Genomic DNA, 13137 nt, shown 5'->3' with positions numbered 1-13137 from the left:
CCGGCCTACGGCCGTCGCGCCACCAGGAGCAGCCGGGGGCTGCCGAACCGGAACGGCGTGCCGTCGGTGCCGCCGTACAGCTCGACCCCGGTGAACCCGGCCTCGGTGACCAGGCGGCCGACCTCCGCCGCGGTGTAGACGTGCTGCACCGAGGTCCCGCGGTGCTCCTGTGTGCCCCGGCGGAAGGTGAACGAGGTGAGCCAGCGGCTGTTCACCACGTCGTACTCGTTGACCGAGACGGCCTCGACACCGCCGATCGTCATCGGCGGCTCCTCCAGGGTCAGGTTCGGCAGCAGCGACTCGGCCACGAACGCGTAGTCCAGGACGAGCGTGCCTCCGGGGACGACGAGCCCGGCTAGGCCCGCGAGGAACTCCCGCGTAGCGGCATGCTCCAGGTAGCCGAAGACGTTGCCCATGCACATCGCCACGCCGGGCCGGACGTCGCCGGGAAGCGTCCGCATGTCCCCTTGGCGCAGGTCGATGTCGAGCCCTTCGCCCGCGGCGACGGCACGGGCGTACCCGATGGCCTCGGCCGAGACGTCCAGGCCCGTGACCCGGTAACCGCGCCGGGCCAGTTCGAGTGCGTGCCGGCCGCTGCCGCACGCCACGTCGAGCACCTGGTGACCGGGACGGACCCCGGCCAGGCGGATGACGAAGCCGACCTCGGCATCGGTCGTGCTCGCGGGTACCGCGGCCCGCCAGAAGGCGTTGGGCAGTTCGGTGAAGAAGTCCGCGTACCACGCGGACAGGGAGTCGTGCGACATTCCATGTGCTCCGGATCAGGTGCGCGGCGACCGGCGCCGCGCGGACGAGAAGATCTCCGCGAGACCGGGGCACGACGAACAGGCGCGTGCGTACGCGCACATCGGCCGCCGCGACGGCCGTCGCCTCAACCGCCCCGGAGTGACCGGGCGGTGACCATGGCATCGCCTTCTCGTGATCGGCCGGGCCTGACCCGGCGGGAGCAATCACGGCCAGCGTACGGCCCGCGTCGCGGCGTCTCAACGGGATTACGCGGGGGTTGACGGATGATCGTTGAGTCTTGACAGGGCATGTTAGCGATCACAGTATTAACACGCACGTCACATTCGCGTCTGGAGTTCGCAATGTCGATGCCCGTCAGGGAGCGGTCCCAGCAACGTCGATTCTTGTTAGCGCTAACACACAGAAGGTCCAGATGGGGGATCTCGGTGGTGACGGCCGGCGTGATGCTCTGCGCCGGGCTTGTGTCCATGGGTAGCCCGGCGCAGGCCGCCGGCTGGTCGCCCGCATCGTCGTACACGTCGACCGACAAGGGCGACGGCACGTATTCCGTGCCCCTTCTCCGGTCCGACGTGCCGGACATCAGCGTGGAGCGGGTGCCGGCCGCGGAGAACGGCGAGGGCCGCGACGTCTACTACATGATCAGTACGACGATGCACCTCAGCCCGGGTGCTCCCATCATGAAGTCATACGACCTCGTGAACTGGGAGATCGTCAACTACGTCTTCGACCGGGCGAGCATCGGCGACTCCTTCTCGCTGCGCAACGGGCAGAACTCCTACGGGCAGGGGCAGTGGGCGTCGTCGCTGCGCTACCACGACGGCATGTTCTACGTCGCCTTCAACACCAACAACCTCGGGGGCGCGTACCTCTACCGCACCGACGACATCGAGAACGGCAGGTGGGAGCGCACGGCACTCGGGCGCGGCCTGCACGACCCTTCGCTGTTCTTCGACGTGGACGGCACGCCGTACATCTTCTACGGGTCCGGCGGGACGAGCGCCGTACGTCTCAGCTCCGACCTGACGGCCATCGTGCAGGACTACCCGAACATCTTCACGGCGGCGAACTACGCCGGGCAGCCGTTCATCGGCGGCCTGTTCGAAGGTGCGCAGTTCTACCACATCGACGGCTACTACTACGCGGTCATCATCACCTGGCCGTCGGGGCAGGGGCGCCAGGTCGTCATGTTCCGTTCGAAGGAGCTGCTCGGGCGCTACACCTCGGCGGGTGGCGTGAACACCTACGAGGCGCGGGGGGTGCTCAACTCGAACGGCTTCGCGCAGGGCAGTCTCGTGCCCATCGCACGTGAGGGCGGCGCGACCGACTGGTACGGCATGTTCTTCCGCGACACGTTCCCGATCGGCCGCATCCCGGCGCTCATCCCCGCCACGTGGCAGGACGGGTGGCCGACGTTCGGGAACAACGGGGTCGTGCCGGTGGACGGCGTGTTCGCCAAGCCGATCAAGCTCAGCCCGGAGCAGGAGGCGGTGGAGCGCCAGAAGAGCGTCGTCGCCTCGGACGACTTCGACAACGACGCGCCGCACAAGGCGTACATGGACGAGCAGTGGACGATCCCGGAGCCGCCGGACATCGACGAGTCGCTCATCGGCGTCGAGCTGCTGCAGAACCCCGGGTTCGAGTCCGAGGCGGTCTCACCGTGGGCCGCGCAGTTCGGCGCCACGCTCAGCCGGGACACGGCGGACCCGGCCTCGGGGTCGGCGGCGCTGAAGGTGAGCGGCCGCACGCTCAACGGTTCCGGCCCGAACCAGTTCCTGAACGGCACGATGCAGCACGGCGTGACCTACACCGTGTCGGCGAAGATCAAGTACACGTCGGGCCCGGGCAGCGTGCGGTTCAACCTCGCCGCCGACTGGGGTTCCGGCGTCCAGGTGATGGCGTCGGGCAACGTGCCCGCCGGGCAGTGGACGACGGTGTCGGGCCAGTTCACGGTCCCGGCGACGGCCGACCTCGGCAACTTCAAGTTCGCGGTGGAGACGCCGTGGGCCAACCCGCAACCGCCGTCCTCCAGCGTGGAATACCTGATCGACGACGTCTCCGTCGTGGGGCAACCGGTGACCGCCGAGTACCCCGCCGAGAAGGAGATCGCCCCCAACGGGTCGCGGCTGGACATGGCGTGGGAGTGGAACCACGCCCCCGACAACCGGTACTGGTCGCTCACCGACCGCAAGGGGTGGCTGCGGCTGACGACCGGCAAGGTGGTCACCGGCCAGTACGTCTACACCAAGCTCTCCAACCGCGCCGAGCTCGCGTGGTTCGAGGAGGCACGGAACACGCTCTCGCAGCGCACGTTCGGCCCACGGCAGTCGGCCGAGACCAAGATGGACATCTCCCGCATGAAGGACGGCGACGTCGCCGGCCTGGCCGCCTACAACCGCGGGTTCTCGTACGTGGCGGTCAAGCGCGAAGGCGGCCGGAACACGCTGGGCGTCGTCAACCGGGTGCAGCCGTTCGCGGTGAACCTCGACCAGGCGACGCTGGAGAACTTCGTGCCGGGCACGACGGTGCCGCTGGGTGACGCGACCAAGGTGTACGTGAAGGCGGACCTCGACTTCGCGTCACCGGCCGGGCAGTTGTGGACGACGTTCTCCTACAGCCTGGACGGGCGGAAGTGGACCCCGCTCGGCGGCCGCGTCGGCCCGCAGACGCTGGACGGCAGCCTCGCGCACTTCATGGGGCACCGGGTCGGCCTGTTCAACTACGCGACACGGCAGACGGGCGGGCACGTCGACTTCGACTACTACCTGCTCAGCGACACGCTCACCGCGCAGGGCCTGCCGCTCGACACGAGCCGCCTCGACGCGGCCATCGCCTACGCCAGGACCCTCCGCAAGCACGACTACCCGAAGGACGACTGGAAGACGATGCAGGCCGCGCTCCGCGACGCGAAGGCGGCGCGGGCCGGCAAGCCCGGCACCCAGAACCAGATCGACGCGCCGGAGCGGGCACTCAGCTACCAACTGGCCCGGCTCCGCGCCTGATCCCCGGCACAGCGCCTCTCCCCCCGGGGCGCCCAGGAGCCCCGGGGCGCACGTCAGAGATCAAGGAGTATGTCTCGTGCAGCAGCGTTTACGCAGGGCCATCCGACGACGGGTCGCCGCGGTCGCGGCGGCCGGCGCCCTGCTGGCCACGGGGGCCGCCGTCACGGCGGCGCCCGCGCGGGCCGCAGGGCCGAATCTCGTCGTGAACGGCGGGTTCGAGGACGGCCTCGCCGGCTGGTTCCCGAACAACGGGAACGCCGGCGACGGCGCCGTACTGTCGCCGACCACGGACGCCTACACCGGTTCGGGCGCCGTCCTCGTCACCGGCCGGACGACGACCGGCTCAGGCCCGATGCAGGACCTCTCCGGCAAGGTGCAGGCCGGCAAGACCTACTCGGTCACCGCGCGGGTGAAGTACGAGAACGCCGGCGGCCCGGCGACCAAGCAGTTCTTCGTCACCATGCACTACGGCGGCTCGACCTACACCAACCTCGGCACGGTGACGGCGCCGCGCGGGCAGTGGGGACTCATCCAGGGCACGTTCACGATTCCCGCGGGGCAGAGCGTCACGACCGCGAGGATCTTCGTCGAGACGCCGTGGACGTCGTCGCCGGGGACCGCCCCCGACACCCACCTCATGGACTTCAAGGTCGACGACGTGACGCTCGCGGAGTTCGTGCCGTCGAGGACCATCGAGGTGCTCGGCAAGAATCCCGGCGAGGGCAACCCGCTCATCTCCCACAAGTTCGGCGCGGACGGCAACGCCTTCGTCCACGACGGCCGCGTGTACCTGTACATGACGAACGACACGCAGGTGTACAACCCCGGCCCCAACGGGATCTCGCCGACCAACACCTACGGCGGCATCAACACGATCACGGTCATCTCGTCGGACGACCTCGTGAACTGGGTCGACCACGGCGAGATCCCCGTCGCGGGCCCGAACGGTGTCGCGCCCTACGCCACCCAGTCGTGGGCTCCCGCGATGGAGAGCAAGGTCGTCGACGGCAAGGAGAAGTTCTTCCTGTACTTCGCCAACAACGGCGCCGCCACTGGCGTCATCGTCGGCGACTCCCCGCTCGGCCCGTGGCGCGACGAACGCGGCAGCCTGCTCGTCACCGGCGCCACGCCCGGCGCGTCGAACGGCCGCAACTGGCTCTTCGACCCCGGGGTGTTCATCGACGACGACGGCCAGGGCTACCTCTACTTCGGTGGCGGCGGCGACGACGGGTCGGGCAGCTACGAGAACACCAACCACCCGAAGTCCACCCGCGTGATCAAGCTCGGCGCCGACATGACCAGCACGTCCGGCTCGGCGGAGGTCATCGACGCGCCGCTGGTGTTCGAGGCGGGCCACGTGTTCAAGCGCGACGGCAAGTATTACTACTCCTACTCGTCGAACTTCGGGTTCTCCGGCGGCCCCGTGGACCCGAACGGCCCGCCGACCGGCGCGATCGCGTACCTCATGGCCGACAGTCCGATGGGCCCCTGGACGCCCGAGACGTACAAGGGTGTCATCTTCCGCAACCCCGGCACCTACTTCGGGGCCGGCGGCAACAACCACCAGTCGGTGTTCGAGCTCGGCGGCGAGTACTACTTCACCTACCACGCCCAGACGCTCAACCGCCGCATCACCGGCGGCGCCACGCAGGGCTTCCGCAGCCCGCACATCGCCAAGCTCGCGTTCGACGAGGACGGCACGATCAAGGAGGTGATCGGCACCTTCGACGGGGTCGGCCAGATCCGGAACGCCGATCCGTACCGGGTGACCGAGGCCGAGAAGATCGCCTGGCAGCAGGGCATCGCGACGAAGAAGATCGACGGCACCTCGGAGGAGTTCGGCACCAAGGCACCGAACCTCGTGCTGCACGACATCGACAACGGTGACTGGACGTCGCTCGCGTCGGTGGACTTCGGCGAGAAGGGCGCCGCGAGCGTCACCGCCAAGGTGCTCCCGCTCGCGGAAGGCGGGCAGATCCAGGTCCGCCTCGACGACCGCACCGGCCCCGTGGCCGCGACGATCCCCGTCACCGCCGCGACCGGCCAGTGGGCGAGCCTGACCGCTCCGCTCGACGGCGTCACCGGCGTGCACGACGTGTACTTCACCTACACCGGCCCCGACGGCGCGGACCTCTTCGAGCTCGACTCCTGGTCCTTCGAGGCCAAGCCCGCGCTGGACGTGTCCGTGGCGGCGTCCACCAGGTGCGCCGGCCCCAAGGCCGACAGGGCCGAGGTGACGGTGCGGGCGACCAACAACGAGCAGGTCCACGTCAAGGCGTCGGTGACGTCCCCGTACGGAACCCACCCGTTCGGCTCCCTGCGCCCCGGCAAGCAGAAGTCCCACACCTTCACGACCCACGCCGCGACCGTGCCGGCCGGCGAGGTCACGGTGACGGCCACCGCGACCGTCGACGGCCACCCGGTGTCGGCGTCGCTGACCGCGCCGTACGACGCCCGCTCCTGCACGTGACCACCGGGGCGGCCCGGCACCCACCGGGCCGCCCCCTTCAGGTCGCGGTAGCGTCGCATGATGAACGCAGGACACGGGCGGGGACCGAATTCGCGGCGGCCCAGGCGATATGTCCTCACCGGTGCTCCGGGGGCCGGCAAGACCGCGATCGCGGCCGAGCTGCGCGGGCGTGGGTACACGGTGATCGACGAAGCGGCCACCGACGTCATCGCCTGGCGGCAGGAACAAGGTGATCACGAGCCGTGGAACGCCCCCGGGTTCACGGACATGATCGTTGACATGCAGCGGCGGCGGCAGGAGGCGGCGGACGCCGCCGGACCGGCGATCCAGATCTACGACCGCTCACCGATCTGCACCCTGGCACTGGCCCGGTTCCTGCGGCGCCCGGCGTCCCCGGCCCTCGCCGCGGAGGTGGGGCGCGTCGTGAGCGAGCACGTCTACGACCGGCGGGTGTTCCTCGTCCACCCGATCGGCTTCGTGGTGCCGACCGCGGCGCGCCGGATCTCCTTCGAGGACTCGCTGGCCTTCGGCCGCGTGCACGAGGAGGTCTACCGGGCGCACGGCTACGAGCTGATCAACGTCCCGCCCGGTGAGGTCGCGCACCGCGCGGCGACGATCGAGAACCATATCCGGTCCTGGTCCGCCGGCTGAGCTTCTCCGGGCGAGGTCAAAGGAGGCCGCGGCGGGCGGCCTGGGCGCCGGCCTGGAAGCGGGTCTCGGCGTCGAGGTCGTCCAGGAGGTCGCGCAGGCGGCGGCGGAGGCTGCGGGGGCTCATGCCCAGCTGGCGGGCGATGGCGTCGTCCTTGAGGCCGGCGGACAGGAGCGCGAGGAGGCGGCGGTCGGGGGTGAGGCGGTCCTCGGGGCCGGCGGGGGTGTTCTCGTGGATCTCGGGGAACATCGGGACGGCCTCGGCCCACAGGCGGTCGAAGAGCTCGGCGAGGGCCACGACCACGGTGGAACCTCTGATCAGCACGCTGCGGGTCAGGGGGGCGTCCTGGTGCAGGGGCATGATGGCCAGGCGGCGGTCCACGACCACCATCTTGAACGGCAGGCCGGGCAGCACGCGTGCCTCTTCGCCCGCCTTGAGCTGGTTCTCCAGCTCCTCCAGGGCTCCGGCGTGCTGGAACGCCTCAGGGGCGTAGACGGCGCGGTAGCGCACGCCGTCGCGGAGGCGGCCGCCTTCCAGGGGGTTGCGGTAGTCCAGCACGTAGGGCGGGCGGTCGAAGGTCAGCACCTCCTCCTTGGCCTCCTGCTGCAACCGGACGTACCACCGGGCGATCTCCTCGGGGCCGGCCAGGATCTCGAACCGGCCGCCCTCCTCGGGGTCCTCGCCGGCGGTGCGGAAGGCGGTCTCCAGCGCGTCGGCGGTGTCGGTGACGCGGTCCAGTTCGCTCTGCACGCCGCGCACCAGCGAGCGGATCGCGGTGCCGGGGTTGGTCGCCGTCCAGCGGGGCGAGCGTCCCCACAGGCGGCTGACCATGCCCTTGGCGCGGAGCCTGGACAGGGAGGACTGGACACGGCCGGGGCTCTCACCGGTCCGCAGCACGAGCTCCTGAACCGTGATGCCGGGGCTGGCCAGTACGCCGCGGTAGATCCGCTCGTCGTAGGCGCTGATCCCCACTATCTCCAGCGCCGGGCCGTCATCGAGCACGTCTCCGATCTTGGCCACTTCCGGCAAGCGCCGCAATAGGCCAGCCGATCACCTTGTCACCAAAATTCGCAAACAGTTAGAAATCGGGTCGTGCTTCATAGAACCGCCCTTGTCGGCGTTGTGATAGTGGCCCAGGTCGTGGCCGCGACGCCGGCCCAGGCGACCCCCACTCCCTCCCCTGCCCCGTCCACCACTGCCGCGAAGGCGGGACCGCCGAAGAAGATCACCCTGATCACCGGCGACACGGTCACCCTCCGCCCGCTCCCGAACAAGCAGACCCAGCTCGACGTCAAGCCGGGCCCCGGCCGCGAGAAGATCAACTTCATCCACCGCCGCTCCGAGGACGGGCTCAGCGTCGTCCCCGTGGACGCGATGCCGCTCCTGGCCGCCGACAAGCTGGACCCCCGCCTGTTCAACGTCACCAAGCTCGCCGAGCTCGGTTACGACGACGCCGCCAGCCCGGCGCTCCCCCTGATCGTCACCTACCCCGCCGGGACGGCCACGCTGCGCGTCGCGGGCGGGCGTGCGCTGCCCGCGATCAACGGCGTCGCGCGCAGCGAGCCGCGCGACGGCGCCCTGTGGAAGTCCCTCACCGCGGCGGCCAGGTCGGCGTCCGCACCCGAGAAGATCTGGCTGGACGGCAAGGCAAAGCTGTCCCTCGACGTCAGCGTCCCCCACATCGGCGCACCCGAGGCGTGGAAGGCCGGCTACAGCGGCCAGGACGTCACCGTCGCGGTGCTCGACAGCGGCTACGACCCCGGCCACCCCGACCTCAAGGGCCTGGTCGCCAAGGCCGAGAACTTCACCTCCGAGCCCGACGTCCGCGACCTCAACGGCCACGGCACCCACGTCGCCGCCACGATCGCCGGTTCGGGCGACGCGTCGGGCGGCCGGTACAAGGGCGTCGCCCCCGGCGCGAAGCTGCTGATCGGCAAGGTCTGCGAGCAGAGCGGCAACTGCCCGGACTCGGCCGTCATCGAGGCCATGACGTGGGCGGCGGAGAACGGCGCCCGCGTCGCGAACCTCAGCCTCGGCGGCCCCGACACGCCCGGTGACGACCCGATGGAGCAGGCCGTCAACACGCTGTCGGAGAAGTACGGCACGTTGTTCGTCATCGCGTCGGGCAACGAGGGCACCGACACCCTCAGCTCGCCGAGCAGCGCGGACCACGCGCTGTCGGTCGGCGCCTCCTTCCGCGACGCCGACACCGTCGTCCAGTTCAGCAGCACCGGCCCGCGCGTCGGGGACGCCGCGGTCAAGCCCGACCTGGTCGCGCCGGGCGTGGGCATCGTCGCCGCCAGGGCCGCCGACACCTTCGCCGGCATCCCCGTGGACGACTCCTACACCGAGATGAGCGGCACCTCCATGGCCACGCCGCACGTGACGGGAGCCGCGGCGATCGTCGCGGGCCGGCACCCGGACTGGAAGGCCGGCCAGATCAAGGCCGCGCTGATGGCCTCCACGGCCCCCGGCGACGAGCTCGGCGCCTACGTGCAGGGCTCCGGCCGTGTGGACGTCGCCCGTGCCGTCAACCAGCAGGTCACGGCCGAGCCCGCCGCGGTGGGCTTCGGCGAGATCGAGGCGCCCCACACCTCCCCCGTCGAGCGCACGCTCACCTACCGCAACGACGGCGACGCCGCCGTACGGCTGGACCTGAGCGTGACGGCCAAGGACGGCCACGGCGCCGTGGTGACCCCGTTCACGCTCGGCGCCACCGCGGTCGAGGTGCCCGCGCACGGCACCGCGCAGGTCAAGGTCACGGCCGCGCCGTCCGCCAACGGCGTGTTCAGCGGCACCGTCATCGCCACCGGCGGCGGCGTCTCGGTGCGCACCGGCGTCGGCATGCGCGTCGAACCGGAGAAGCGCGCGGTCAAGCTGACCTTCACCGGCACGGACGGCGCGCCCGCGCGGGCCGCGTTCGCCGGGGTCATCGACCTCGACGCCAAGGTGCAGCGCAACTACGACATCGCCACCGGCTCGCTGGACCTGCGGCTGCCGCGAGGCCACCGCTACACGGTCGTCGCCCTCATGGCCGACCATGACGGCACCCTGGTGATGGCCGCCGACCCGGAGTTCACGCTCGACGCCGACCACGTCTTCTCCGCCGACGCCCGTAAGGCCCGGCCGGCGGACGTGCGCACGGACGAGCCGACGGCGCGGCTGGCGATCGGCATGTTCGGTATGCTCCAGATCGTCCCGGGCGTGCAGACGCTCGGCGTGGACGTCGAGCTGTTCGACCAGTGGGGCGCCGACCGCGTCAGCGGCGTCAAGGCGATCCCGACGACCCGCACGGCGAGCAAGAAGTTCGGCTTCTACCAGTGGACGCAGTGGGCCAAGCCGAAGGGCGACGGCACCTACGACGAGAGCCCGTACTTCTACCACCTGATGAGGGCCCAGCCGCGCGTCCCCGCCGACCCCTCCTACCGGCCGCGCCGCCGCGACCTCGCCGAGGTGACCTCGACGTACGGCGCGCAGCAGGACGGCAAGACCGGCGAGCACTACGCCCTGCCCGTGATGTACGGGACGGAGATGGCGTGGATGCCGTACAACGGGGTGTCCCGGTTCCCGCTGCCCTTCCACAGGACCGAGTACTACTCCCCCGGCGACACCGCGTGGTACCCGTCGTTCGCCCAGTTGAAGCCGCCGGAGGGCTGGGACGACCTCGACCAGTTCTTCTTCGGCCGGACCACGTCGTACCGCGCCGGCAAGAAGACCTCCGACCGCTGGAACACCGGCGTCTTCGGCGCCTCGCTGTTCCCGGACGGCGATCTCTCCTGGCGCGAGGGCGACACGATGCAGTTCGTCACCCCGCTGTTCGAGGACGGCGTGCCGGAACGTTACTCCTACGGCACGTACACCGACGCGCAGGCAGCGCTCTACCGCGACGGCAAGCAGGTCTACACCGCCGACTACCTGACCGGCACCGCCGACGTGCCCGCGGACGACAAGGAGAGTGAGTACCGCCTCACCATGACCGCCGACCGCCCCGCGGCCATGACCAGGGTGTCCACCCGGGTCACCGCCGAGTGGCGCTTCCGGTCGAAGACCCCCGAGCCGGGCAGGCGTCAGGTGCTGCCGCTGCTGGCCGTCAAGATCAACCCCGACCTGGACGACCACAACCGCGCCACGGGCGACCACCTGCGCCTCCCGCTCCAGGTCCAGCGCCAGCACGCCTCCCCCGACCTGAAGGTCACCACCATGACCGTGGACGTCTCCTTCGACGACGGCCGCACCTGGCGGTCCGTGAAGGTCAACTCGTCGGGCAAGGACACCTGGTCCGCCGACATCCGCCATCCGTCCGCCGCCCACGGCCGGTTCGCCTCGTTGCGCGTCAAGGCCGCCGACGCGGGCGGCAACACCTTCACCGAGACCGTCATCAGGGCGTACGAGATCAAGTGACCCCCGCAGGGAACCCCGCCGCCTGGACGCGGCGGGGTTCCCCTTTGTGCGCGCTCACCCCAGGCGCTGCAGGGCCTTCTCGCGGCGTTCGGCGATGCGGGAGCCGGACTCGCGGCGGGCCATGCGACGCAGGACCACAGGGGCCAGCAGGAGGCCGAGTACGGCCCAGGCGCCGAGGACGGCGACGGTCTCCAGGTGGCGCCAGGACTCGCCGATCTCGACGGCGACCGCGCTCTCGGGGAGCAGGGCGGAGCGCATGCCGAGGCCGAGCCAGTAGATCGGGAAGGTCTGGGCGAGCCACTGCAGCCATTCCGGCAGCGCCGTGACGGGGTAGAAGATCCCGGAGATCGCGATCATGCCCAGTATCGGCAGGGTCAGCAGTCCCTGGCTGCGGACGCTGACGAACACCGAGCCGAGGATCGCGCCGAGGGGCAGCGTGGCGACCAGGCCGAGGGCCAGCACCCAGATCAGCGTCACCCAGGAGCCCAGGTCGCCGGTCACGAGGCCCGAGACGAGGAAGAGGCCGGGGACGAGGAGGATCGCGAGGTCGGCGACCAGGCCGCCGGCGACGTAGACGGTCTTGCCGACCAGGTAGCCGACCATTCCGTTCGGTGTCGACTTGGCGCGGAGCAGCGTGCCGTCCTCGCGGTCGGCGGTGAGGTGCTGGCTCATGCTCGCCATGGCCATGGCGGCGTTCATGCCGAGGATGCTCGGCAGCGCCAGGGTGGCGAGCGCGAACGGCCCGAAGGACGCGTTGCGCATGAAGAACAGGGTGATCAGCATCACCACGGGCCAGAAGAAGTGGTTGAACAGGTCGGCGCCGTTGGTGAACGACTGACGCAGCTCGATCAGGCCGCGGGACCAGCCGGCCCGCCAGGCCGTCGCGGTGGGGTTCATCGGGCCTCGCTTTCCGTGTCGCCGCCGGTCTCGGCCTGGCGCACCAGCGTGAGGTAGGTGTCCTCCAGCGTGGCCCGGCGGACCTCCAGGTTCTCGATGGCCTCGCCGTACTGCTTGAACAGGTCGAAGACGAACCGGGTCGGGTCCTTCGCCGACTGCCGGAAGCTCTGGCCGTCGCGTTCCCAGCGCACCTCGTCCTCCCCGGCGATCTGCCGGGCCAGCTCCGCCGCCGTACCGTCGGCGATGATCCGCCCCCGGTCGAGGATCATGATGCGGTCGGCGAGCTTCTCCGCCTCGGCGAGGTCATGGGTGGTGAGCAGCACCGTGGTCTCCCCCGCGTCGGCGAGACCCGCGATGAGCTCGTGGAAGCCGCGCCTGGCGATCGGATCCAGCCCGGCGGTGGGCTCGTCGAGGAACACCAGCTCCGGGCGTCCCACCAGCCCGATCGCCACGTCCAGCCGGCGTCTCTGCCCACCCGACAACGTCTTGATCTTGTGGCCCGCCTGCGGCGTCAGCCCGACCGCCGCGATGAGGTGATCCGCGTCCCACGGCCGTTCGACGGTCTCGGTGGAGTAGGCCGAGTAGTACCGGCCGAGATGCTCAAGCAGCTCACGCACCCGCCATTTCCCGTGGTCCCGCCACGACTGCAGGACGATTCCCACCCGCGCACGCCACCGCTCGTCCGCACCCGCCGGGTCGGTCCCGAGCACCTCGACCCGCCCCGCCGACCGCATGCGGAACCCCTCCAGGATCTCGACCGTGGTGGTCTTCCCCGCACCGTTCGGCCCGAGCAGGCATAACACCTCCCCCTGACGTGCCTGGAAGTTCACGTCGTGCAGGACGTTCACCGGGCCGTAGCGCATGCGCAGCCCTTCGACGTCGAGCACCACTTCACCTGTGGACATCTCTCGCCTTCCCCTCACGACATCGGCATGCGGAGCAACCGTAGTTGACTA

At 70.4% G+C, this 13137-nt stretch carries 8 protein-coding genes; 4 read left to right on the top strand and 4 right to left on the bottom strand.

Annotated features, from left to right (window positions below; all coding sequences use genetic code 11):
• Positions 1–5: 5 nt before the first annotated feature.
• The gene (locus ABGB17_RS03430; protein WP_347626216.1) at positions 6–764 is read right to left on the bottom strand and encodes a class I SAM-dependent methyltransferase; all 759 of its coding nucleotides are present in this window, start codon (positions 762–764) and stop codon (positions 6–8) included.
• Between the two features lie 429 nt (positions 765–1193).
• On the opposite strand from ABGB17_RS03430, the gene ABGB17_RS03425 reads away from it, so the two are divergent.
• The 3 genes from ABGB17_RS03425 (at position 1194) to ABGB17_RS03415 (ending at position 6885) form a co-directional block, all read left to right on the top strand.
• A complete protein-coding gene (locus tag ABGB17_RS03425; protein WP_347626215.1) occupies positions 1194–3764 on the top strand; it encodes a family 43 glycosylhydrolase in 2571 nt (856 codons plus the stop codon).
• 76 nt (positions 3765–3840) lie between these two features.
• Positions 3841–6234: a family 43 glycosylhydrolase gene (locus ABGB17_RS03420; RefSeq protein WP_347626214.1), complete on the top strand. Its 2394-nt coding sequence runs from the start codon at positions 3841–3843 to the stop codon at positions 6232–6234.
• 60 nt (positions 6235–6294) lie between these two features.
• Positions 6295–6885 carry an AAA family ATPase gene (locus ABGB17_RS03415; RefSeq protein WP_347626213.1) on the top strand — a complete coding sequence of 197 codons (591 nt, stop codon included), beginning with the start codon at positions 6295–6297 and terminating at the stop codon, positions 6883–6885.
• A 16-nt stretch (positions 6886–6901) separates the two neighbouring features.
• Here the strand turns inward: ABGB17_RS03415 and ABGB17_RS03410 are convergent, their stop codons facing one another.
• The gene (locus tag ABGB17_RS03410; protein WP_347626211.1) at positions 6902–7903 is read right to left on the bottom strand and encodes a helix-turn-helix domain-containing protein; all 1002 of its coding nucleotides are present in this window, start codon (positions 7901–7903) and stop codon (positions 6902–6904) included.
• Between the two features lie 120 nt (positions 7904–8023).
• On the opposite strand from ABGB17_RS03410, the gene ABGB17_RS03405 reads away from it, so the two are divergent.
• Positions 8024–11284, top strand: coding sequence for a S8 family serine peptidase (locus ABGB17_RS03405; protein ID WP_347626210.1), 3261 nt, complete (start codon positions 8024–8026; stop codon positions 11282–11284).
• A 54-nt stretch (positions 11285–11338) separates the two neighbouring features.
• Here ABGB17_RS03405 and ABGB17_RS03400 read toward each other — a convergent pair whose 3' ends face one another.
• Positions 11339–12181, bottom strand: coding sequence for an ABC transporter permease (locus ABGB17_RS03400; RefSeq protein WP_347626209.1), 843 nt, complete (start codon positions 12179–12181; stop codon positions 11339–11341).
• Entirely contained in the window at positions 12178–13086 is a 909-nt protein-coding gene (locus tag ABGB17_RS03395; RefSeq protein WP_347626208.1) for an ABC transporter ATP-binding protein, read from the bottom strand. The genes ABGB17_RS03400 and ABGB17_RS03395 overlap by 4 nt, the downstream gene beginning before the upstream one ends.
• Positions 13087–13137 lie beyond the last annotated feature (51 nt).

Source organism: Sphaerisporangium sp. B11E5, from assembly GCF_039871875.1.
Lineage (GTDB): Bacteria > Actinomycetota > Actinomycetes > Streptosporangiales > Streptosporangiaceae > Sphaerisporangium.
The sequence above is the reverse complement of the archived record's forward strand: the minus strand, read 5'-3'. Positions and strand labels throughout refer to the sequence as shown.